This window comes from Archangium sp. Cb G35 (genome assembly GCF_001896145.1).
Lineage (GTDB): Bacteria > Myxococcota > Myxococcia > Myxococcales > Myxococcaceae > Archangium > Archangium violaceum.
In genome coordinates this window covers 1,099,679-1,120,349 of record NZ_MPOI01000001.1, presented here as the reverse complement: position 1 = coordinate 1,120,349, position 20,671 = coordinate 1,099,679, and the positions used below count along the sequence as shown (strand labels likewise).

Sequence of the window (20,671 nt, the reverse complement as noted above, 5' to 3'; positions counted from 1 at the left end):
GCGCGGGGCTACTTCGCCACCGGCGTCTCGAGCGCCTCGACAGCGTAGATGATGCGGTTGCAGGACGGGCAGATGTCCGTGCCCAGCGACACGCGCAGGTTGTTGTAGAGCTGCGGGGGCACGTTCATGTTGCAGCCCTGGCAGGTCCCGGCCACCACGCCCACCATCGCCGGCAGCTTCTTCTTGCGGATGGTCTCGTAGCGGCGCAGCAGCGTGGCGTCCACGCCCGAGGCCACCGTGGAGCGCTTGCCCTCGAGCGTCTTGACCTGGCCCTCGGCCTGGCTCTGCTTGCCGCGCAGCTCGGTCATCCGCGAGGACAACTGCTCCTGGCGGGTGGCGAACTCGGCCTCCTTGGCCTTCACCGCCTCGCGCGCCGCGCCGAGCGTCTTGGTGAGCTCCACCAGCTCGTCGGACATCGTCTGGTTCGCCTTCTTGGCGATGTCGATCTCCCGGGCCAGGGCGGAGTATTCGCGGGTGGAACGCTGCTCGGCGAGCCGCGCCTCCCACTTCTTCACCTTGTCCTTCTCGTCCGAGATGTTCTGCTCGAGCGTCGTCTTCTGCCGCTCGATGTCGGCCACCCGGGTGCGCTCCGCCTCGATGGCGCTGCGCGCCGCGCCCAGCTCGCGCTCCAGCTCCGCCAACTGCCGGGGATGCACGTCCGCGGCCTTCCGGAGCGAGGCGACCTCGAGGTCCACCTTCTGCAGCTCCGCCAGCGCCTTCAGTTTCTCCCGCAAAATCGCTGCCTCCATGGGGGGCCCTACCGCGGGGCCCGCGCCCTTCTACCAACAAGGATCTGCACGGTCCAACGCACAAATCGATCCAGTGTCATCCCTCGTGTTGCGAGCAAGCAGGCCGGGTGCATGCCGCCGCCGCTCCCGGGGGCCGGGCGCCCGCCCGCATGGCCGCTCCGAGCGGCCTTCCTCCCGCCCTCTTCCTCCTTCTCCCAGGAAGAATGTGGCGAAAAGTTTCCGTCCTGGTGGAAAGCTGCTACATGTCTGGTCGATGAAATCCGGGGGACGACCCATGCAGCCGAAGAAGCGACCGAGCTCGAAGCCAGGAGCAGCCCTTTCCCTGTGGGACAAGGGGCAGGCGCCGCGGCGGCCGGTGGGCGTGCAGGCCCTGGGACCCGTGCGCTACGAGCAGCTGCGTCAGGTGCTTCACCAGCTCTCCTCCCGTCCGAACGGAACGGCGGAGTCGCGCTGAGCCTGTGAAAGCCGAAGGGGGCACCGCCGGGTGGCGGAGCCCCCCTCGTACCGGGCTCAGATTTCCTCGTCCTCCTCGCCGGGAGCCGCCTCGGCGTCCTCGTCTTCGAACTCGGCCAGTTCTTCCTCCTCGCTCTCCGCCGCCGGTTCCTCGGGCTCGATGGGCTCGATGACCTTGGGGATGGAGGACAGACGGCTGCGCCGGCCCTCGGAGGCGGGCTTGAGGGCCGGGCTCTCCCGTTGATCCGTGCCACACTTCGGGCACAGGGGGTCCGGCTTCTTCATGTCATAGAACTTCGTGCTGCATTTGAAGCAGACGTACTTGTTCCCGAGGTCCTTCGCGGGCATGCGCCACCTTCTGTGTCAAGAGGGTAGGGGGAGGCGGCTCTTAGTTGGGCCGGCAGGCAGAGTCAACCCGATGGTTTGCACTCTACGGCATAGGCGCTAGCATCGCAGATGCTCGCCCTTGTGTGCGCGCGCCGGACAGCCCCCTTGAACTTCTCCTGCAACAAGTGTCAGCGGCGGTACTCCATCGCGGACGACAAGGTCCGCGGCAAGACCGTCAAGGTCCGCTGTAAGAACTGCCAGAACGTCATCTCCGTGGAGGGTCCTCCCGCCGAGACCGAGGAGAGCACGCGCGTCGTGTCCCTGGCGGACGTGGAGCGTCTGCGGGAGCAGGACCGCTCTCTCGCCGAGGAGGAGTCGGCCGCGGTCGTGGCCCAGCCGGCCCCCGCGGCGGCGGCGAACATGTCCTGGGAGGACGAGCCCACCCGGACCATGCCGCTGCGCGATGCGAGCTCGCCCTGGTTCGTGATGGTGAAGAGCAAGCAGGAGGGCCCCCTGGACGAGGGCGCCCTGAGTGAGCTCGTGGCCTCGGGCGCCGTCACGGCGCGCAGCTACTTCTGGCAGCAGGGCATGCCGGACTGGAAGCGGGGGCAGGACATCCCCGAGCTGGCCGGTTTCTTCGCGCCCGCGGCCCCGCCGCCCGCGCCGCCTCCTCCCCCCGCACGGGCCGCGCCGCCGCCGCCCCTCATGGCGCCAGAGCCCGACCCCTTTCCGGCCGAGCAGTCGGCCACCTCGTGGCAGCCGGACCCGCCCGCGCCCTCGCAGACGACCTGGGAGACCGAGCCCGCGCCACGCCGTGCGGCCTCCGCCCGGCAGGACTCCACCCCGTGGGAGCAGGACCCGGACATCGCCGTCGCCGCCAGCCCCGACACGGGCTCCGCCAGCTCCGACATGAACGGCGCGCCCCTGGGCGAGCTGTTCTCCGACCTGGACCTCCCCCAGTCCGAGCAGGGCGATGGGGGGGAGCTGGGCATGGACTCGCTGGCGGGCTCCTCGCGGGAGGACCCCCTCGCCGCCCTGGGCAAGGAGCCGGAGCAGCCGCGCAAGCCAGCGGAGAACACCCAGTACTTCGTGAAGAAGGCGGGGATGCACCGGCGCAATCCGGCCTGGAAGATCGCCCTCTTCGTCGTGCTGTTGGTGGCGCTGCCGGTGGGCGTGCTGTACGCGCTCACGGAGATGCAGGTGGTGCCGCTGCGCGTCACCCGCGTGGATGCCAAGGGGAAGGTGGTGGAGCAGCCCGTGTCCGTCTTCTCGCCCGAGGGCATCGGCGAGCTGAGGGAGCTGATGCTCGGCCGCACCAGGCCGCCGCCGCCCGCGCCCACGCCCGCCCCGAAGACCGAGGCGAAGCCCGAGAAGAAGGCCGAGGCGAAGCCGGCTCCCACCGAGGAGGCCGCGAAGCCGGAGGAGACGCCGCAGGACCCGGCCGCCCAGCCGCCCCAGGGCGAGGAGCAGAAGGCCGTGGCCGCCCTCTACGGCGAGGGCGAGAAGAAGGACGTGGGCCCCGAGGTGCGCGAGAACACCGAGGTGGCTCCCACCGACTCGGCCGAGCAGTCCGGCCCGCCCCCGGAGGCGCTCGACCGCGTGGTGAAGCAGTCGCAGACGGCCTTCAAGTCCTGCATCGACCAGGCGCTGCGCAAGAACCCGAAGCTGCGCGACGGCAAGCTGCTGCTCACCGCCACCGTGGGCAGCTCCGGCACGGTGAAGAAGGTGTCCTTCGACCGCGACGACATCACCGGCTCGCCCATGGGCAACTGCATCAAGGCCCGCGCCCGCCGCATGGTGTTCCCCTCCTTCGAGGGGGATGACGTCGAGGTCGAGATTCCGCTCGTCCTCAGCAAGTCCATGTAGCGCGAGTGGCCACTCCTCGCGCGGGCACGGGCCGCCTGCCGCGCACCGTGGTGGTGCTCGGCGTGGTGAGCCTGCTGACGGACGTCAGCAGCGACATGATCTTCCCGCTGCTGCCGGCCTTCCTCGCCGCGAGGTTGCCGGCGCAGGCGCCCGTCCTGTTGGGCCTCATGGAGGGCGTGGCGGACCTGATCTCCGCCCTCATCAAATACCAGTCCGGTGTGTGGGCGGACCGGGCGCGCCGCCTCAAGCCGATGGTGCTGCTGGGCTATGGGTTGTCCAGCCTCATGCGCCCGCTGATGGCCTTCGTCACCCTGGCGTGGCACCCCGTCGTCATCCGTGCGTTGGACAGGGTGGGCAAGGGCCTGCGCTCCAGCCCGCGCGATGCGCTCATCGCCCACTCCGTCTCTCCTGAAGCCCGTGGCCAGGCCTTCGGCTTCCACCGGGGCATGGACCACGCGGGCGCCGCCGTGGGCTCGCTCGCCGCGATGGTGCTGGTGGCCGTGGGCCTGCGCGTGGAGCAGGTGTTCTTCGTCGCCGCCGTGCCCGGACTGCTCGCGGTGCTGGCCATCCTGCTCGTGCGCGAGCCCTCGCGTCCGGAGCCGGATGCGGCCCCGGGTGCCACCCGCGCGCTCGCTCCGGTGCCCCGGCGCCTCGCGTACTACCTCGTGCCCATCACCCTGTTCGGCGTGGCCAACTCCACCGATGCCTTCCTCCTGCTGAAGCTCACCGAGGAGGGCGCGCAGCCCGAGTTCCTGCCACTGGCGTGGCTGCTGCTGCAGGCGGTGAAGTCGGCCGTGTCGTTCCCGGCGGGCCGGCTCGCGGACCGGCTGGGCGCCTCGCGGCTGGTGGTGACGGGCTGGTCCCTGTACGCGCTGAGCTACCTGGCGCTCGCGTGGGCGCGGGGCTTGACGCTCACGATGATCGTCATCGGCGTCTACGGGCTGTACCACGCGCTGGCCGAGGGCGCGGAGAAGTCGCTGCTCACCTCACTGGTGCCCGCCGAGGCCCGTGGGCGTGCCTTCGGCCTCTACAACGGATTGACGGGAGGCGCGTCGCTCGCGGCGGGCCTGCTCTTCGGCCTGCTGTGGACGAGCATGGGCAGCACCACCGCCTTCGTCACCGCCGGGGCGCTCGCCGGGCTGAGCGCGCTGCTGCTCGTGGTGCTGCTGCCTCGCGCGCGTCCTCCGGCGGAGGCCTGAAACCGGAGTTACAGCTCGAAGTCTCCGGGCGGCGGCGTCTTGTCCTTCATGGCCCGCTCCCGGGCCTCGCGGACCTCGGTGCGCAGGCGCTCGGTGGCCTCCGCGTCCACCGTCAGCGTCTCCAGGTCCAGCACGTCGCCCTCGCGCACTCCGGGCGGCAACTCCTCGCGGCGCCGCGTCTGCTTGCGGCCATCCACGATGAGCACGGCGAGCCCGTCCTCGAACCGGTCCACGCTGGCCAGCGTCCGGGTGCGCTGCGGTTTCCGCGGCTTCTTCTTCGTCATGGGTCGCAGTCCTTGGCGGGGCGGCGCTCCTGCTCGGCGGAGGCGCGGTCCTTGTACACGGTACGCTCCTTCGTCTTCGCCTGCTCGAGCGTGCGGCAGTCCTCGCTGTGGAACACCTTGGTGCCCTTGAGGCTCACGTAGCGCATCCCCTTGCTGCTGGAAGCCGGGAGCTTTCCGCTGGCGGGCACGACCTTGTCGCGGGTGGATCCCACGGAGCCCGAGGTCCCCGACGGCATGGGCCCCTTGGCCACCGGGCCGGTCGTCTGGCCGGTGACGACGACGGGCGCGCTCCGGCCCTTCTGTGCGGTGAGGGTGACGGTGGTGCCGTTGCTCACCGCGAGCACCTCGCCCTGGATGTCGGTGCGGAAGATGCGCGCCCCCGTCTTGCCGAGCCGCTCGAGGGCCTCGGGAGTGGGGTGCCCGTAGTCATCGCCGCAGGAGATGACGGCCGCCTGGGGCTTCACCGCCGCGAGGAAGGGCGCGGTGGACGAGTGCTTGCCCCCGTGGTGCGCCACCTTTAGCACCGTGGAGGTGAAGTCGATGGGCCGGGTCAGCAGGAAGGCCTCGGTCTCCGGCTCGGCGTCTCCCGTGAAGAGGAACGCCGTCTTGCCGTACGTCAGCTTGGCCACGATGGAGTTGGCGTTGACGTCCGAGCGCGTGCCGTCGAGGAACGCATCGCGCGGGGTCCGCGGCCAGAGGATGGTGAGCGTCACGCCCTCGCCCACGGTGAGCAGCGTTTCCGGCGCGCTCGGGTTGGGCGTGGGCGTCATCACCTGGCCCACCTTCTGACCCACCACCTCCAGCAGCTTGCGGTAGGACTCGCTCGGGTGGTCGAAGCCCGGGTCCATGAAGCGCTTCGCTCCCACGCCCTGGATGATCTTCACGAGGCCGCCCAGGTGGTCCAGGTGCGGGTGGGTCATGATGACCAGGTCGATGGGCTCCCGGAGCAGTTGGCGCAGGCGGGGCACCAGGGCCTCGTCGGCCTCGGGAGGGCCGCCGTCGATGAGCACCGTCTTGCCCGTGGGCGAGACGATGAGCGCCGCGTCTCCCTGGCCCACGTCGAAGAAGTAGACGGTGAGGGGCTTGAGAGGAGGCGTGGGGGCCGGGGCGGCGCGGCCCGGAAGGGCGGCGAGCAGGGCGAAGAGGACGAGGAAGAGCCGCGCGAAAGCCATGAGCGGAGGGACTCTACAGCACGGGCCAGGGTCCGTTGCGTGTCGGGCAAGGGGCCGTCTCGGTGCTTCCCGAGCGGGCTGGAGTGGGCTACACCCCGCTCCATATGTCCGAGGCCCAAGACATCCAGAGGGTCGTCGAGGAGATCGCCGACCACGTCCGCCGCAGCATGCCCGGTCTCCGGGCGGGCAACCCGCCGCCCCCGAGCCCCGTGCGGACCGCGTCCATCGCGCCCGGGTCCATCCGCGACAACGCGGACCTGGCGCCCTACATCGACCACACCCTGCTCAAACCCGAGGCCACGCGCGAGGACGTCGCCCGGGTGGCCCGCGAGGCGGTGGAGCATGGCTTCGCCACCGTGTGCGTGAACTCGAGCCACGTGGCCACCGTGGCGGGCATCCTGGCGGGCTCCCGCTCGGTGCCCATCGCCGTGGTGGGCTTCCCGCTGGGCGCGGCCCTCACGAGCGCCAAGGCCTTCGAGGCCCGCGAGGCCATCCAGGCCGGCGCCCGGGAAATCGACATGGTCATCCACGTGGGGGCCCTCAAGGCGCGCGACTACGCCCTGGTGCTCTCCGACATCGCCCAGGTGGTGGAGGCCAGCCGGCCCTGGCCGGTGAAGGTCATCCTCGAGACGAGCCTGCTCTCCCAGGACGAGAAGATCGCCGGCTGTGTGTTGTCCAAGGCGGCGGGGGCGGCGTTCGTGAAGACGTCCACCGGCTTCAGCACCGGCGGCGCCACAGCGGAGGACATCTCGCTCATGCGCCGGGTGGTGGGCGAGGACGTGGGCGTGAAGGCCTCGGGAGGCATCCGCTCGGCCGAGGACGCCCTGAAGATGATTCAGGCGGGCGCCAACCGCCTGGGAGCCTCGGCGTCGGTGGCCATCGTCACCGGCCAGAGGTCCACCGCGAAGTACTAGCCACCCGGTGGGGAGAGGCCCGTGACCGAGGCACAGCGCGAGAAGTACAGGCAGAAGTTGCTGGCGCTCCACGCGGAGCTGACCGGCAAGGCTCCCTTGAAGATCGAGCCCAACCGCACCGACGAGGCGCGCGTGGGCGGCGACGAGGACGAGCAGCCGCTCAACGAGATGATGCAGGCCATCGCGTCCAAGCGGAACCGGAACTCGGAAGGCGTGCTCCAGCTCGTGGTGAAGGCGCTGGGCAAGCTGCGCGACGACCCGGACTCCTTCGGCGAGTGCGAGGAGTGCGGCGACGAGATTCCGCCCGGCCGGCTCGAGGCCATGCCCTACGTGGGCTTCTGCGTGAACTGCCAGGGACAGAAGGACGCCCCCAAGGGCGGGCCCACCCGGCGCAAACTCACCGATTACACCTGAGCCCCGGCTCGGGTCTGATCATCGCTGAACAGACGGGGAGGACGGACGCGGCCCCACCGCCGCACCGGCCTTAAGGAGAGGGGAAGCACATGGACGCGACTGGATTGAAGCAGAAGGCGGAGGCGTGGCTCCAGGCGGACCCGGACGCGGCCACCGTGGCGGAGCTGCGGGACGTGCTCGCGCGGGGAGACCTGGCGGACCTGGCGGACCGTTTCTCGGGGGACCTGGAGTTCGGCACCGCGGGCCTGCGCGGCGTGCTGGGCGCGGGGCCCAACCGGATGAATCGCGCCGTGGTGCGCCGGACCACCGCCGGACTGGCGCGCTACCTCAAGGCCACCGTCCCGGACGTCACCACCCGCGGCGTGGTGGTGTGCCGCGATGGCCGCCGGCTCAGCGCCGAGCTCGCCGAGGACACCGCCTGCGTGTTCGCCGCCGAGGGCATTCCGGCGCACGTCTTCCCCTCGCTGGCGCCCACGCCGCTCGCCGCCTTCGCCACCCTGCACCTCAACGCCGCCGCGGGCGTGATGGTGACGGCCAGCCACAACCCTCCCGAGTACAACGGCTACAAGGTCTACTGGGGCAACGGCGCTCAAATCATCCCGCCCCATGACAAGGGCATCGCCGACTTCATCTCCCGCGTGGAGCCCGCCAACCAGGTGGAGCTGCTCACCCCCACCGAGGCGCACGCCCGCGGCTTGTGGCGCGACGTGCCGGACTCGCTCGGCGAGGCGTACCTGGATGCCATCCTCAAGCTGCGCGTGCACGGGCGCGGCTCCGAGTCGCTCTCCATCGTCTACACCGCCATGCACGGCGTGGGCGGCGTGTGGATGGAGCGGGCCCTGGAGCGCGCGGGCTTCCGCAACGTCCACCCCGTGGCCGAGCAGCACCAGCCGGACGGCACCTTCCCCACCGTGCGCTTCCCCAACCCCGAGGAGCCCGGGGCCATGGACCTGTCGCTCGCCACCGCCGAGCGTGTGAAGGCGGACCTGGTGCTCGCGAACGATCCGGACGCGGACCGGCTGGCCGCCATGGTGCGCGACGGCTCCGGCAAGCTGCGCATGCTCACCGGCAACGAGGTGGGCGTGCTGCTGGGCCACTACGTGCTGGTGCAGGGGCCCACCCGGCGCGGGAAGCCGCACGTCGTCACCACCATCGTGTCCTCCACGCAGCTGGGCGACATCGCCCGCGAGCTGGGCGTCGCCTATGACGAGGTGCTCACCGGCTTCAAGTGGATCGCCAACCGCGCCGTCGAGCGTGAGAAGCAGGAGGGCACCCAGTTCGTCTTCGGTTACGAGGAGGCGCTCGGCTACTGCGTGGGCTCCGTGACGCGGGACAAGGACGGCGTGGGCGCGGCGCTGGTGTTCGCGGACCTCGCCGCCTGGTGCGAGTCGCGCGGCCAGACGGTGCTCGGCTACCTGGAGGAGATCCAGCGCCGCTTCGGCCTCTACGTGAGCGCGCAGCGCAACTTCACCTTCCCGGGCGCCGAGGGCGCTCAGGTGATTGCCCGCATCATGGACGGCTTCCGCCGCTCGGGGCCCTCGCGCGTGGGCGAGCTGCCCGTGCGCAACGTGCTGGACTACAAGAAGGGAGAGCGGCTGCCGCCCTCCAACGTCCTCGCCTACGAGCTGGAGGGCGGTGGACGGGTGACGGCGCGGCCGTCCGGCACGGAACCGAAAATCAAATACTACTTCGAGCTGAAGGAGACGCTGGCCGCCGGCGAGCCGGTGGAAGCCGCGCGCGCCCGGGGAGAGGCCCGTCTCCAGAAGCTCATCGACGCCTTCATCGCGCTGGCGCGCGAGCGGGGGCAACCGGAGGTGGGTGCGTGAAGCGCTGTGTTTCGAGTTGGGTGCTGATGGGAGTCCTCCTCGTCTCGGGCGCCGCCCTGGCGCAGGAAGAGGGGGCGACGTACAGCCGTGGCCAGGGCTGGTCCGTGCTGTCGGGCCAGACGCTGGGTTCGGGGACCGCGGTGACGGGCCAGGTAGGCTGGCCGGGCTTGTCGCTGGGCCTGCTGCACGGGGCCACGTCGCGCTTCGACATCGGCGGCAAGCTCACCTTCAACTATGGCCGAGAGGGCCTCATCACCAGCGTGGTGCCGGGGCTGAAACTGCAGGCGTGGATGCGGCTGATGCTGCTGCAGACGTCGCGGGTGAACGTCGGGCTGACCTTCGCCCCCGGGCCCTTCTTCTACTTCTATGAGCGCTACGCCGACGTGGGCCTGACGCTGCCCATCGCCCTCACCGTGGGCATTCCCGTGGGCAGCGCCCTCATGCTCAACGTGGGCCTGGACATCCCCTTCTACGTCATCTTCGGCACGGGCGGCGGCGTGGTGGTGCCCGTCCTGCTGGGTGGCGGGTTGGAGTACTTCCTCGACCGCAACCTCGCCGTGAACTTCAACGTGCGCATGGGGCCGTCCGTGGGCTCCTACCCGGGCCTCTATGGCCGTGGCAGCGCCCGCTTCACGCTCGAGGCGCTGCTGGGCGTCGCCTACAAGTTCTGACCGGAGCGGCCACCGGGCCCGCGAGCACTACCAGCTCGCGGTGCCCTGGTCCTCCAGCTCCACCGAGACGGTGATGGTGCTGCCCGTCAGCCCGTGGTTCTTCACCGCGAGGCTTCCGCCCAGCGACTCCACCAGCTCGCGCGCCGCCGCCAGGCCCGTCTGGGGAGCGCTCTCGCGCGCCGCGTAGCGCACCTGGAAGCGCGGGCCGTAATCCCCGAAGTCGTCCTGGGGCTCCACCGCCAGCCGCACGGTGCGCGCCGGCAGCTCCGCGTTCCGGTGGGCCTGCACCGCGTCGCTGAGCAGGTGCAGCATCACCTGCTCCATCCGCCGCCGGCTCACCCGCGCGAACACCGGCTCGTCCGGCAGCTCCAGCCCCACCTCGCCGTTCTCCACGTGCCCCGTGGCGTGGAGCAGCGCCAGTGCGTGCTTCGCCAGCGCACACAGGTCCAGGTTCTGCACGTCGGTGCCGTCCAGCGCGCCCACGGCGCTCAGGTGGCCGCGGCTCTCACCGCTCGTCACCGCCGTCTGCCTCGGCCAGTAAGCCATCGCCACCGCGCTCATCGCCTCACCTCGTGCTTTGGATGTGTCTGATTTCACGTCGGCTCCCCCCCCACGACATGTTCCGGACGCCGACCTCCTCCTCCCGTCCCCAACCCCGCGGCCCGCACCGTCAGCTCACTTCTCCACTGCCTTGCGGCCCGCTCGCGTGCCACCCATTCCATGCGATGTGCATGCCGATTGCTCGCCACTCCGTTCGTGAGTGTACGGTACGGGACAGTCTATCCTTTCTTCCTTGAGTTTCAGAGCTTTGGTTGGTTACGCGGATGAAGCCCTACTCATGCATCGCTTTGGGTACATGAGAATACGTGGGTCAGGAGTGATTCCCGGTCGGCCGGGACCCGGGTTCAGAAGGACCCGGGCCCCGGTGGTGCGCCGCGTCAGCGCGATTCCTGCTCGTAGGGGGTGCCGAGGGCGGCGGGCGCATGGGTGCGCTGGCCCTGGAAGGCGAGCACCGCGAGCGTCAGGACGTAGGGCAGGGCGAGGAGGAAACCCTGGGGCACCACTTCCAGGAGGCCGGGGGCGCTGGAGGCCAGGCCGATGCGCAGCGCGCCGCCGAAGGAGAAGAAGAGGGCGGCGAGGAAGGCCCCCAGCGGCGTCCAGCGGCCGAACACCATGGCGGCCAGGGCCATGAAGCCGAGGCCGGCCGGGGTGTGCTGCTCGAAGCGGTCCAGCACGGCGGTGGAGAGGGTGGCCCCGCCCAGGCCCGCGAGCATGCCGCTGCCCAGCACGGCGAGCCAGCGCAGCCCCGTCACGGACAGGCCCAGGGTGGCCACGGCGTGGGGCTTCTCGCCCACCGCGCGCAGCCGCAGGCCCAGGGGCGTGCGGTAGAGCAGCCCGTGGAAGGCGAAGGGCAGCACCAGGGCGATCCACGTCAGGGCCGAGTGCCCGGAGAGAACGCGCAGCAGGGGCACCTCGGACAGGCCGGGCAGGTGCCAGCGGGTGAGCTGCTGGATGGGGGGCGTGCCGTTGGGCCCGTAGAGGGACTCGAGGAGGTAGGTGCCCCCGGCGAGCGCCACGAGGTTGATGGCCATGCCGGACACCACCTGGTCCGAGCGCCAGCGGATGCACAGGTAGCCGTGGATGGCGGCCATGCCGGCACCGGCGAGCATGCCCACCAGTACGCCCACGGGTGTGGGGAAGGTGATGGCCGCCACGGCCGCGCAGAAGGCGCCCGCGCGCATCATCCCTTCCACGCCCACGTTCACCACGCCGGAGCGCTCGGACAGCGTGGCCCCCAGCGCGGCGAAGAGCAGCGCGGGGAAGTACTCCAGCGTGGAGGACAGGAGCGCCTCGATGATTTCAAGCACGGGGCACCTCCGGGCTGGCTTCCGGCTGCCGGGTGGGTGCCACGGGTGCCACCTTCCTCGGGCGCAGCAGCGCGAGCCACACCAGCCGGCCCGCCACGAAGAGCAGGGCGAGGCCCTGGATGAGCTCGGGGTAGCTCTTGTGCACGCCGAGCAGCTGCATGCTCGTACCGCCCGCGCGCAGCGCTCCGAAGAAGAGGGCGGACAGCGCCACGCCCAGCGGGTGGTTGCCACCGATGAGCGAGATGGCGATGCCGTCGAAGCCGTAGGGCGCGCCCAGTCCGCCGGGGTAGCGGTACTCGGTGCCCAGCACGAGCACGGCGCCAGCCATGCCCGCGAGCGCTCCGGCCAGTCCCATGGCCTGGGCGGTGCGCCGCACCACCGGAATGCCCGCGGCCCGGGCGGCCTCGGAGCCCAGGCCCACCGCGCGCGTCTCGAAGCCCGAGCGCAGCCGCGAGAGCCACACCCAGATGGCGAGCGCCACCGCGAGCGCCAGGGGGAAGCCGAGGTGCAGGCGGGACATCTCCCCGAGCAGCCGGGGCAGCTGCGCGCTGGTGGCGATCTCCGCGGTGCCCGTGATGGAGAGGTGGGTGCCGGCGCCGGCCCTCAGCGGACCCACCGAGAGCCAGTTGTCCACCAGGCTCACCGCCACCCAGTTGAGCATGATGGTGGAGATGACCTCGTGGACGCCCCGGGCGAGCTTGAGGCCCGCGGCGATGAGCGCCCACAGGCCTCCGGCCACGCAGGCGGCGAGGATGGCCACCGGGATGTGCAACACGGCGGGCAGTTGCAGCTGGGCGCCGGCCACCGCCGCCGCGAGCGCGCCCACGAGCATCTGCCCCTGGGCGCCGATGTTGAAGAGGCCCACCTTGAAGGCCACCGTCACCGACAGCCCGGTGAGCAGCAGCAGGGCGGCCTTGATGGCGGCCTCGCCGAGGGGCCGCGTGAGCACGGTGAGGCTCCCGCCCTCGAAGTACCGGGCCCAGTCGCCCAGGCCTCCGCGGAGCATCCGGAGGTAGGCCCCGGTGGCCGTCTCCGCGTCGCGCGTGAGGGCGATGAACACCCAGCACATGGCGAGCGCCAGGAACACGGAGAAGACGGAGGGCAATACCGCGCGCAGCCGATCACCCATGGGCCACCTCCCCGCGGGTGCCGAGCATCCGGCGGCCTATCTCCCGCTCGTCGAACTCGGGCCGGGTGAAGGTGCCGGTGACGCGGCCCTCGAAGAAGACGTAGATGCGATCGGCCAGGGCCAGGACTTCCTCCAGGTCCAACGAGACGAGCAACACACCGGCTCCCTTGTCGCGCGCCTCGCGCAGCTTCGCCTGCACCTGCGCCACCGCGCCGATGTCCAGGCCGCGCGTGGGCTGCACCACCACCAGCAGCTTCGGCCCCGCGTCCAGCTCGCGCGCCACCACCACCTTCTGCTGGTTGCCGCCGGAGAGCGCCTGCAGTGGCACCTCGGGGTCCGGCGGCCGCACTTCATAGGCCTTCAGCAGTGCCGCGGTGCGCTCGCGTCGGCCCGCGAAGTCCACCTGGAGCCCCCGGGCGAAGGGCGCCTGGGTCTGCCGGCCCAACGCCACGTTCTCTTCTACCGTCATGGCCTTCACCACCGCGCGCCACAGCCGGTCCTCGGGCACGTGCCCCACGCCCCGGCGCCGGGCCTCGGCGGGTGTCAGCCCCGTGAGCGGCCCGCCCAGCAGATTGCCTCCGCCTCCCTCCAGCGACCGCAGGCCCGTGAGCACCTCGGCGAGCTCGCGCTGACCGTTGCCGTCCACTCCGGCGATGCCGATGATCTCCCCCGCGTGCACCTCCAGGGAGATGCCCTGGAGCGCGGGCCGGCCATCCTCTCCCCGGGCCCGGAGCTCCTTCGCCTCCAGCAGCTTCTCGCCGCCGGGCGGGTGGTACGCCTGCGCCTCGGCCTGGGGGACGCGCGACTCGCCCACCATGAGCGCGGCCAGCTCCTCGGGCCGGGTGTTGGCGGCGCGCACCTCGGCCACCAGCCGGCCCCGGCGCATCACGGCCACCCGCTCGGCCACGCTGAGCACCTCGCGCAGCTTGTGGCTGATGAAGACGACGGTGCGCCCGCCGGCCGCCAGCCCCCGCGCCACCCGGAAGAGGTCATCCGACTCCTGGGGGGTGAGCACCGCGGTGGGCTCGTCGAGGATGAGCACCTGGGCGCCCCGGTGCAGCGCCTTCACGATTTCGACCTTCTGCTGCGAGCCCACGGACAGGGTGTCCACCCGGGCGCGCGGGTCCAGCTTGAAGCCGAAGCGCTCGCAGGTGGCGGCCACCTCCTGGCAGGCCCGGTCCATGTCCATGCGGCCCCAGCGCGAGGGCTCGCGGCCGAGCACCACGTTCTCCGCCACGGTGAGGGTGGGGACGAGCATGAAGTGCTGGTGCACCATGCCGATGCCCTGGGCGATGGCGTCGCGGGGGCTGCGCAGGCGCACGGGCTGGCCCTTCACGAGCACCTCGCCGGAATCGGCCTGGTAGAGCCCGTAGAGGACGTTCATCAAGGTGGACTTGCCGGCGCCGTTCTCGCCCACGAGGGCGATGACTTCCCCGGAGCCGATGTCCAGCGACACGTCGTCCAGGGCGGTCACGGCGCCGAAGCGCTTGTGGATGTGCCGGAGGGAGATCAAGACAGTCCACCTTTATCAGATGGATGGAGGGATGGCGTGCATGCCGGATACACCGGGCGTGAAGATACGCGAGCACTCGTCGTCCAGCCCGGCTGCCGGAGCCTCGTTCATGTCATCCCATGGAATCCTCGCCCTGTTCGCGCTGCTGCTGGTGGGCTGCCCCTCTGGAGGCGACCTTCCCGGCGGAGGCGGACGGCTGGCCCACATCGACGAGGACGCGCGGGCCCTGCGCTACCCTCCGGAGCGGCTGCCCTGGAAGGCGCATCCCGGCGCCCAGGTGGCCCTGGGCCTGGTGCGCGAGAACCCACTGACGGACCGTGACGAGCCCATCCGCCAACCCATGGCCGCGGTGGTGGCCCTTCCCGGGCGCGTGGCCGTGGTCTTCCCGTCCGCGGACCATCCGGGGTTGGACCTCGCGTGGGCGGGGCTCGACGTCCCCTGGCAGCGCACGTCCCTGCTGAGCACCCCCCTGGAGTCCATTGGCGCGCTGGACGCGGTGGCGGACGAGGAGGGGCGGGTGCATGTCTTCGTACGCGAGCGCGATGTGCCGGGGCGTCTGCGCTACCTGCGCTACCTGCGCTACCTGCGCTGGCGCGAGGGCGAGCCGGTGACCGAGGAGCCCATGCCGGAGGTGCCTCGGGCCCTGGGCCTGGCCGCCTATGATCGCTGTCCGGACGTGAGCGCCGCGGCCCAGTCCTCGGGCCGGCTCGCGGTGGCGTGGACCGTGCGCCCCGAGCCCACTGCCTCCACAGTCCAGCTCGCGCGCCGCGGCGAGGACGGTGTCTGGCGGGTGGAGCAGATCTCGATACCCTCCGCCGGGTGTCGGAGAACCAGACCGACGTGACTCCGGGCCGATGGCCCCTGAAGGAGCCGCTCACGGCCGGACATCGCTACTGGGCGGGTCTGAGCAACAACCAGAAGGACTGGGGAGAGGTCTCGTCCAATGTCCGGGACGGCTGCGTCTATCCGTGGCAGTACGCGCTCGCGGGCCTGGCGCCTCCGCGCCTGAGCTTCCAGATGGAAGGCCGCACCGCGCCGAAGGATCCGCGGGAGACGCCCTGGGAAGTGGACTGCGTGCCAGGGCTCTACACGCGCGCCGCGGATGGCGTCTGTGAGCTGAGCGGCCCCACGGAGCAGGCCGGGGATGCGCGGGAGTTGAGCCTGTTCAGCACCGTGCCCCTGAGGGGAGGCCCTGGCACTGGCGGGGTGGAGGCCGGAGGAGCGCCGATCGACGGCGTCACCTGGAAGCTGATCTCCGAGAAGAACATCCAATACACACTGCCTGGCCCGCTGACGCCGGGCACTACGTACACCGTGCGCATGCCCGAGCAGGTGCGGTCCATCTGGGGCAGGCCGCGCCCCAGCCCCGAGGCCCGGGGGATGCTGCGCATCACCGTGGAGCCGCCCGGAGGCCCGCTCCTCCCAATTCCTTTCAGGAAAGTGGGCGAAGATATCCCCTCGCCCTCCGGGGAAGGGTCAGGGTGAGGGTATCCGGTCCCGTTCTTCAACCCGTGGCCTCAAGTGGGGACAGGGGGTTCAACCCGGTTTCACCCGACACCCTCACCCCGTCCCTCTCCCGGAGGGCGAGGGGATATTGGGTCACGGTCAGCGCATGGGGCGATCCTTCGTGGACTTCCCTGAATGGGATTAAACTCTCTCTTCCGGACGTGGCGGGCCTCGCCTTCTTTCCCCTGCTGTTGCAGGTCTTGTGGGAGGTGGTGACCACGGGCGGAGGCACCAGGCTGGCCAGACGGCGGCACAGCTCCAGTCATGTGAGGACATCCGAGAAGAGTTCCACGTCCTTCAGCAGCACCCACCGCACCCGGTGCGCAAAGGACAGCGTCCACTGTCCTGGCGCCCCAGGTGGAAGGGGTCGTCCCGCGCGGGTGAGGGACGGCCGCGCGGAGGCGGCTACAGGTGGGCGGAGAGGAACTCGCCCAGCTGGGCCTTGGAGGGCACTCCCTCCTTGAGGGCGACGCGCTCGCCCTGCTTGTAGAGCATCATCACGGGGATGCGCTCGACGCCCTGGGCCCGGGCGGTGGTGCGGTTCTCCTCGATGTTCAGCTTGGCGATGGTCACCCTGCCCGCGTAGTCCTCGGCGAGCTCGTCCAGGATGGGCGCGAGCCGGGAGCAGGGACCACACCAATCGGCCCAGAAGTCGACCAGGATGGGGCCCTCGTGCTTCAGCACGGCCGCCTCGAACGTATCCTCGGACACGTGAATGATTTTGTCGCTCATGTCCGGCTTCCTGGAGGTGTTCTGGGTGGGTTCGACGACTCACCGCATGGCGCGCGCCCCGGCCTCCGCAGCCGGGACGGCGGTGGGTTGCATCAGGGGGTGACTTCCCGCGTCAGCTGGGAGTCCCACGGGCACCAGTGGCCGCCCGGGAGGAACGCGCCGCCTGCCTCGTCCAGGTGGTCCTCGACGTACATCATGTTGGCATCACAGACCTCGATGGCCACCTCGAAGAAGCTGATGGTGTCCGGGTCGAGGCAGAAGTTGAACCTGGGGTTGTAGGGCTGCTGACGCTTGATGATCCGGCCGTGGACGTGGATCGCGTCCTTCTCCTTTCCGGAGAGGATGTCCCGGGCCTTCTGGATCGTTGCTTCATCCTTCAGCTCGATGATGAATTCCAGGCCCGGCGAGGAGGGCTGCTTGAAGGCGAAATACGCTGGCATCTGTGCTCCTGTGAATGGGGAGGCGGAGGCTATAGGCCCGGACCGTGACGCGATTCCATAGATGCTTTGTTGAATTGACGGGTAGGCGAAAATGTGCGGATGGACTGTCATTACACCTCGCCAGGGCACACGCTACCGATAGACTCCCACGAGACTTCGCCAGGCTCCCTCTGGGAGTGCCAGGCGGCAGGTTCGATTCCACCCGGTTACGCGCGACCCCTCGTGCCCAGGAGGCTGGTGAGGTGGGGGTTCTCGTGGGCCAGGGCTTCCTCGGCGGGTGTGAGTCCCCCTCGGTCCTTCCGGGTGGCGTCCGCCCCTGCCTCGAGCAGGACTTTGATGACGGGCGCCCGGTCCTTGAAGCGCGCCTGCTGGTGCAGGGGCGTCCAACCCTTGTCGGCATTGGGGTTGGCGCCGGCCTCGAGGAGGGCCCGGGCCACCTCGGGCCGCTGCGCGTCGAAGAGCGGGGTCCGGCCGTCCTGGTCGAGCGCGTCCACCGGCACCCCGCCCTTGACCAACTGGGGAATGCAGGTCACGCAGCCATGCTCGGCGGCGAGGTGCAGGGCCGTGGCCTTCGCCTCGTCGACGGCCGACGCTGACAGGCCCAGGGCGAGCAATTCCTTCACCAGCGCCGCGTCGTCCACCATGGCCGCCAGGTGCAGCACGCCACGTTTATCCTCGTTCAACGCTTGCAGGTTCGCGCCCAGCGCGCGCAGGGCCAGCACGCGGCCGACCCGGCCACCCGCTCCGCCATCGGGACCAAAGTGGGGAGCGGTATCCATCCCCGCTGCGAGCAGGAGGCCCGCGTCCAGGCTCCTGGCCTGTTTGCCCTTGGGGCGGCTGGCGGGTTCGCGCGCTCGCAGCCAGGAGATGAAGCCTTCATCGGAGAACGCGCCCTGCAAGCCGTTGAAACAGCTCGCGTCATCGTCATCGACGTTGATGACCTGTAGCTCGGGTGTCTCCTTGACCTGGGCGAGCAGTGCCTCGTACCCGTCCTCCGGGTCATCCTGGCGCAGTGCGCGCCAGGCCTCGAGCCCCCGGCGTGCGAGCGCATGGTCTGGAATGTCACGCAGACCTTGCGCCTCCTCCAGTGCGGCCTCGACTTCGTCCAGTTGCGCGCCGGTGGGCCGTCCGCGCACCACCTCTTCGGCCCATTGGCTCAGGGCGAGGGACCGCGCACGCTGGGCGTCGCTCAGCTTTCCTCCCGGGCGTGTGCCCCGGGTCAGCGCGAGGACCCGGTCTCGAATCCGCCAGTGCTCCGCCTTGAGTTCCCGCGACCAGCGGTCGGGCTCCACGCGTCTCGTGGCATCCATCGCCCAGTTGAGGGAGTGCAGCGCCATCAGCCGGTCCGGCTCCGCCTCCAACACCTGACGCAGCAGCGGAATGGCTTCGTCCAACTGGGGCGGCGTCTCGTCGAGAAGGCCATCCACCTTCTTCATCAGCTTGGAGACGTCCACCTTCTTCGTATCGGGAAGCGGAGACATGGCGCGGCGATGCTGCCATGAAACCCGTCCGCCCCATCGAGCAACAGTGCTTCGGCGAGGTGGAGCCCGTGCGGCCCTGGCTCACTGGAGCCAGGGCCCATGGCGCGAGTGCTACCCGTTGATGCGCACCATCGAGACATCGTAGGCGCGCCGATCGATGGAGGCTCCATCCTGGGCGGGCCGGTACATCATCCCCGTGCTGTCATCGACGTAGAAGCGATTGTTCGGGTTGGTATCCGTGCCGATCTGCGCATGGCGCGTGCCCGGATCGTGGAAGTTGTAGTAGGTGCGGCCCTGCTCGTCGACGCCCCGGCCCGTGATGACGACGAAGTGGTCCGTCAGATCATCCGCGTTGTAGTCGTCGTCCCTGTGGCTCACGCCCACCACCACCGGGCGGCCCGCATCGAGCTGCGAGTCGATGTAGTTGCGGCCTTCCTGGGCGCGCGCGGAGTCCACCGTGAGGCGGCCCTGCGTGTCCTCGCTCGTCCCGACCTGGATGCGGCGGTCCGAGCCATGCACCGTCACGCCCAGGGTGCCCACCATCGCCTTGGCCGCATCGAAGCACGCCGTGTTCCCTGGGGTGAAGCCATGGCCCCCCTCGAACTGGCTGTAGTACGGCACCTGCACCTGCCGCGCGCTCGTCGAGCCAGGTGCCGTCACCTGCCCGGAAGGCTGCGAGGTGAGGTGCTCTGGACGCGGCCGGGGCAGCGGCGGCGTGAGGTGCTCTGGACGCGGCTGGGGAATCGGCGGCGTGAGGTTTTCGGGGCGCGGCCGGGGCAGCGGCGGCGTGAGGTTCTCGGGGAGCGGCTGGGAAGCCGGCGGCGTGAGGTGCTCCGGACGCGGCCGGGGCAGCGGCGGCGTGACGGGAGCCTGGGCCGTGGCGCCCCCCGCCTGTTCCTGCCGCAGCATCTCGAGGGCCGTGGCCTGCTCGTTCACGAAGCGCTCCGCCACGCCTGCCTGGACGTTGGCGGAGCTGCTCGAGAAGTGCGCCAGCTCACCGTCGCCGTTGCGGCGGCCCCGCTCGGCGTAGATGCCCTGGATGAGCTCCGCGTCGGTGACGGTGGCCGGGTCACGGCCCGCCAGTGCGGTCGCGAAGATGTCATCCGCGCGGCCCGGACCGTGCTGCACGGCGGTGGACCAGGCCACGTCGCGCAGCGCGGCCGAGCGCGTGCTCAGATCGATGCCCGTGTTCCGCTGGATGCCCGTGGCCGCCACGTCGTAGTGCGTGGCCTGGATGTAATCGTGCTGGGCTCGATCGAACCCCTGCGGATCCCTCGCCGCCAGGTCCCGCCAGGCCGTGCTGAACGCCTCGGTGCCGGGCGTGTGGCCCGACAGCGCCGCGTGGTAGTCCGGATGGCTGGTCCTCAGCGAATTCACGAACTCCTGCGCCGAGCCGTTGTTGGTCGCGAACTGGTACGAGCCGTAGGACACGCCACCGTGATCTCCCCGGCCCGAGGACACGGTTCCAGGACCGCCCCGCGCCTCGTACTGCCGGCTGAGTCCCCCCAGCTCCGCCTGGGGCTGAGCCGCGGGCCGGAGCGTCTGGGCCTGATCCGCGGCGACGGGCCGCTGGGCCGCCTGTGCCTGAACGTCGGGCCGGAGCGCCGGAGTCTGGTTTCCACGCCGGAGCGTCTGGGCTCGAGCCTGGGTGTCGGGCCGGGACGCCGGAGCCTGCGCGCCGGGCCGCCGGGACGCCGGAGCCTGACCGCCGGGCCGGGACCGGGGACGCGGCGCGGCGGAGAAGCTGTCCTCGGAGCGGCCACGGGGACGGCGTCCAGCGTTCCGCGCGGCGGGACGATCGAAGCCGTCCGGAATCTGGAGTGTCTGCCCTTCACGAATCTTGTTCGGATCCTCGATATTGTTGGCGCGTGCCAGCGCGTCGACAGTGGTGTTGTGTTGCCGGGCGATCCCCGACAAGGTGTCGCCTGAGCGAATCCGATAGGAAGAGGTCATGGTCTCGTCGTCATCCGCGCCGCGCACGCCGGGGCGTACAGGCGTCATGAGGGCATCGTCTGGGTTATCTCGGATGATCGTCCCCGGGTTTCTTCCCCCCGGCCAGATCCGGAATTTTTCCCAGGCCCGTTCGAGGAGCGTCCGAGCAAATGGTCACCCGATTGCATTTGCAGG

Annotated in this window: 21 protein-coding genes; 9 read left to right on the top strand and 12 right to left on the bottom strand. The window is 70.5% G+C overall.

Annotated features, from left to right (window positions below; all coding sequences use genetic code 11):
* Positions 1-8: 8 nt before the first annotated feature.
* Positions 9-734, bottom strand: a complete 726-nt coding sequence (locus BO221_RS04675) for a zinc ribbon domain-containing protein (protein WP_073559054.1) — start codon at positions 732-734, stop codon at positions 9-11.
* A 289-nt stretch (positions 735-1,023) separates the two neighbouring features.
* Between BO221_RS04675 and BO221_RS04670 the strand changes: the two genes are divergently transcribed.
* Positions 1,024-1,203, top strand: coding sequence for a hypothetical protein (locus BO221_RS04670; RefSeq protein WP_073559053.1), 180 nt, complete (start codon positions 1,024-1,026; stop codon positions 1,201-1,203).
* A 56-nt stretch (positions 1,204-1,259) separates the two neighbouring features.
* Here the strand turns inward: BO221_RS04670 and BO221_RS04665 are convergent, their stop codons facing one another.
* Positions 1,260-1,550, bottom strand: coding sequence for a TIGR02300 family protein (locus BO221_RS04665; protein WP_073559052.1), 291 nt, complete (start codon positions 1,548-1,550; stop codon positions 1,260-1,262).
* A 144-nt stretch (positions 1,551-1,694) separates the two neighbouring features.
* On the opposite strand from BO221_RS04665, the gene BO221_RS04660 reads away from it, so the two are divergent.
* Both BO221_RS04660 and BO221_RS04655 read left to right on the top strand, forming a co-directional pair.
* Positions 1,695-3,395 (top strand): AgmX/PglI C-terminal domain-containing protein, encoded by a 1,701-nt coding sequence (locus tag BO221_RS04660; RefSeq protein WP_073559051.1) that lies wholly within the window; start codon positions 1,695-1,697, stop codon positions 3,393-3,395.
* A 5-nt stretch (positions 3,396-3,400) separates the two neighbouring features.
* Positions 3,401-4,594: an MFS transporter gene (locus BO221_RS04655; protein WP_083680740.1), complete on the top strand. Its 1,194-nt coding sequence runs from the start codon at positions 3,401-3,403 to the stop codon at positions 4,592-4,594.
* A gap of 8 nt (positions 4,595-4,602) precedes the next feature.
* On the opposite strand, the gene BO221_RS04650 is transcribed toward BO221_RS04655, so the two are convergent.
* Positions 4,603-4,878, bottom strand: coding sequence for a DUF3006 domain-containing protein (locus BO221_RS04650; protein ID WP_073559050.1), 276 nt, complete (start codon positions 4,876-4,878; stop codon positions 4,603-4,605).
* Positions 4,875-6,050 (bottom strand): ComEC/Rec2 family competence protein, encoded by a 1,176-nt coding sequence (locus BO221_RS04645; RefSeq protein ID WP_073559049.1) that lies wholly within the window; start codon positions 6,048-6,050, stop codon positions 4,875-4,877. Before BO221_RS04645 ends, BO221_RS04650 begins: the two co-directional genes overlap by 4 nt.
* 104 nt (positions 6,051-6,154) lie before the next feature.
* On the opposite strand from BO221_RS04645, the gene deoC reads away from it, so the two are divergent.
* The 4 genes from deoC (at position 6,155) to BO221_RS04625 (ending at position 9,875) form a co-directional block, all read left to right on the top strand.
* Positions 6,155-6,964: a deoxyribose-phosphate aldolase gene (gene deoC, locus BO221_RS04640; RefSeq protein ID WP_073559048.1), complete on the top strand. Its 810-nt coding sequence runs from the start codon at positions 6,155-6,157 to the stop codon at positions 6,962-6,964.
* Positions 6,965-6,985: 21 nt separating this feature from the next.
* Positions 6,986-7,378, top strand: coding sequence for a TraR/DksA family transcriptional regulator (locus BO221_RS04635; RefSeq protein ID WP_073559047.1), 393 nt, complete (start codon positions 6,986-6,988; stop codon positions 7,376-7,378).
* Positions 7,379-7,467: 89 nt separating this feature from the next.
* Entirely contained in the window at positions 7,468-9,204 is a 1,737-nt protein-coding gene (locus tag BO221_RS04630; RefSeq protein WP_073559046.1) for a phospho-sugar mutase, read from the top strand.
* Positions 9,201-9,875 (top strand): hypothetical protein, encoded by a 675-nt coding sequence (locus tag BO221_RS04625; protein ID WP_073559045.1) that lies wholly within the window; start codon positions 9,201-9,203, stop codon positions 9,873-9,875. Before BO221_RS04630 ends, BO221_RS04625 begins: the two co-directional genes overlap by 4 nt.
* A 27-nt stretch (positions 9,876-9,902) precedes the next feature.
* Here the strand turns inward: BO221_RS04625 and BO221_RS04620 are convergent, their stop codons facing one another.
* From BO221_RS04620 to BO221_RS04605, 4 genes are all read right to left on the bottom strand, one after another.
* The gene (locus tag BO221_RS04620; RefSeq protein WP_083680739.1) at positions 9,903-10,436 is read right to left on the bottom strand and encodes an ATP-binding protein; all 534 of its coding nucleotides are present in this window, start codon (positions 10,434-10,436) and stop codon (positions 9,903-9,905) included.
* Positions 10,437-10,813: 377 nt separating this feature from the next.
* Positions 10,814-11,743 carry an ABC transporter permease gene (locus tag BO221_RS04615; RefSeq protein WP_073559044.1) on the bottom strand — a complete coding sequence of 310 codons (930 nt, stop codon included), beginning with the start codon at positions 11,741-11,743 and terminating at the stop codon, positions 10,814-10,816.
* Positions 11,736-12,872 (bottom strand): ABC transporter permease, encoded by a 1,137-nt coding sequence (locus BO221_RS04610; protein WP_073559043.1) that lies wholly within the window; start codon positions 12,870-12,872, stop codon positions 11,736-11,738. Before BO221_RS04610 ends, BO221_RS04615 begins: the two co-directional genes overlap by 8 nt.
* Positions 12,865-14,328, bottom strand: coding sequence for an ABC transporter ATP-binding protein (locus BO221_RS04605; protein WP_073559469.1), 1,464 nt, complete (start codon positions 14,326-14,328; stop codon positions 12,865-12,867). The genes BO221_RS04610 and BO221_RS04605 overlap by 8 nt, the downstream gene beginning before the upstream one ends.
* Before the next feature lie 166 nt (positions 14,329-14,494).
* Between BO221_RS04605 and BO221_RS04600 the strand changes: the two genes are divergently transcribed.
* The gene (locus tag BO221_RS04600) at positions 14,495-15,229 is read left to right on the top strand and encodes a hypothetical protein (RefSeq protein WP_073559042.1); all 735 of its coding nucleotides are present in this window, start codon (positions 14,495-14,497) and stop codon (positions 15,227-15,229) included.
* Positions 15,226-15,870 carry a hypothetical protein gene (locus BO221_RS04595; RefSeq protein ID WP_143195254.1) on the top strand — a complete coding sequence of 215 codons (645 nt, stop codon included), beginning with the start codon at positions 15,226-15,228 and terminating at the stop codon, positions 15,868-15,870. Before BO221_RS04600 ends, BO221_RS04595 begins: the two co-directional genes overlap by 4 nt.
* A gap of 426 nt (positions 15,871-16,296) precedes the next feature.
* Here BO221_RS04595 and trxA read toward each other — a convergent pair whose 3' ends face one another.
* From trxA to BO221_RS55845, 4 genes are all read right to left on the bottom strand, one after another.
* Positions 16,297-16,623, bottom strand: a complete 327-nt coding sequence (trxA, locus tag BO221_RS04590) for a thioredoxin (protein ID WP_073559040.1) — start codon at positions 16,621-16,623, stop codon at positions 16,297-16,299.
* Positions 16,624-16,715: 92 nt separating this feature from the next.
* The gene (locus BO221_RS04585; RefSeq protein ID WP_073559039.1) at positions 16,716-17,063 is read right to left on the bottom strand and encodes a calmodulin; all 348 of its coding nucleotides are present in this window, start codon (positions 17,061-17,063) and stop codon (positions 16,716-16,718) included.
* A 206-nt stretch (positions 17,064-17,269) separates the two neighbouring features.
* Positions 17,270-18,544 carry an ankyrin repeat domain-containing protein gene (locus tag BO221_RS04580; RefSeq protein WP_073559038.1) on the bottom strand — a complete coding sequence of 425 codons (1,275 nt, stop codon included), beginning with the start codon at positions 18,542-18,544 and terminating at the stop codon, positions 17,270-17,272.
* A gap of 111 nt (positions 18,545-18,655) precedes the next feature.
* Complete coding sequence (locus BO221_RS55845; RefSeq protein ID WP_073559037.1) at positions 18,656-20,545, bottom strand: LysM peptidoglycan-binding domain-containing protein; 1,890 nt, start codon at positions 20,543-20,545, stop codon at positions 18,656-18,658.
* Positions 20,546-20,671: the final 126 nt, after the last annotated feature.

What these genes read in the sequence shown, in the direction of transcription:
- deoC (WP_073559048.1), top strand. Translation starts at nt 6,155, where the DNA reads ATGTCCGAGGCCCAAGACATCCAGAGGGTCGTCGAGGAGATCGCCGAC.
- BO221_RS04665 (WP_073559052.1), bottom strand. Translation starts at nt 1,550, where the DNA reads ATGCCCGCGAAGGACCTCGGGAACAAGTACGTCTGCTTCAAATGCAGC.
- BO221_RS55845 (WP_073559037.1), bottom strand. Translation starts at nt 20,545, where the DNA reads ATGACGCCTGTACGCCCCGGCGTGCGCGGCGCGGATGACGACGAGACC.
- BO221_RS04645 (WP_073559049.1), bottom strand. Translation starts at nt 6,050, where the DNA reads ATGGCTTTCGCGCGGCTCTTCCTCGTCCTCTTCGCCCTGCTCGCCGCC.
- BO221_RS04610 (WP_073559043.1), bottom strand. Translation starts at nt 12,872, where the DNA reads ATGGGTGATCGGCTGCGCGCGGTATTGCCCTCCGTCTTCTCCGTGTTC.
- BO221_RS04630 (WP_073559046.1), top strand. Translation starts at nt 7,468, where the DNA reads ATGGACGCGACTGGATTGAAGCAGAAGGCGGAGGCGTGGCTCCAGGCG.
- BO221_RS04650 (WP_073559050.1), bottom strand. Translation starts at nt 4,878, where the DNA reads ATGACGAAGAAGAAGCCGCGGAAACCGCAGCGCACCCGGACGCTGGCC.
- trxA (WP_073559040.1), bottom strand. Translation starts at nt 16,623, where the DNA reads ATGAGCGACAAAATCATTCACGTGTCCGAGGATACGTTCGAGGCGGCC.
- BO221_RS04585 (WP_073559039.1), bottom strand. Translation starts at nt 17,063, where the DNA reads ATGCCAGCGTATTTCGCCTTCAAGCAGCCCTCCTCGCCGGGCCTGGAA.
- BO221_RS04580 (WP_073559038.1), bottom strand. Translation starts at nt 18,544, where the DNA reads ATGTCTCCGCTTCCCGATACGAAGAAGGTGGACGTCTCCAAGCTGATG.
- BO221_RS04620 (WP_083680739.1), bottom strand. Translation starts at nt 10,436, where the DNA reads ATGAGCGCGGTGGCGATGGCTTACTGGCCGAGGCAGACGGCGGTGACG.
- BO221_RS04600 (WP_073559042.1), top strand. Translation starts at nt 14,495, where the DNA reads ATGTCATCCCATGGAATCCTCGCCCTGTTCGCGCTGCTGCTGGTGGGC.
- BO221_RS04670 (WP_073559053.1), top strand. Translation starts at nt 1,024, where the DNA reads ATGCAGCCGAAGAAGCGACCGAGCTCGAAGCCAGGAGCAGCCCTTTCC.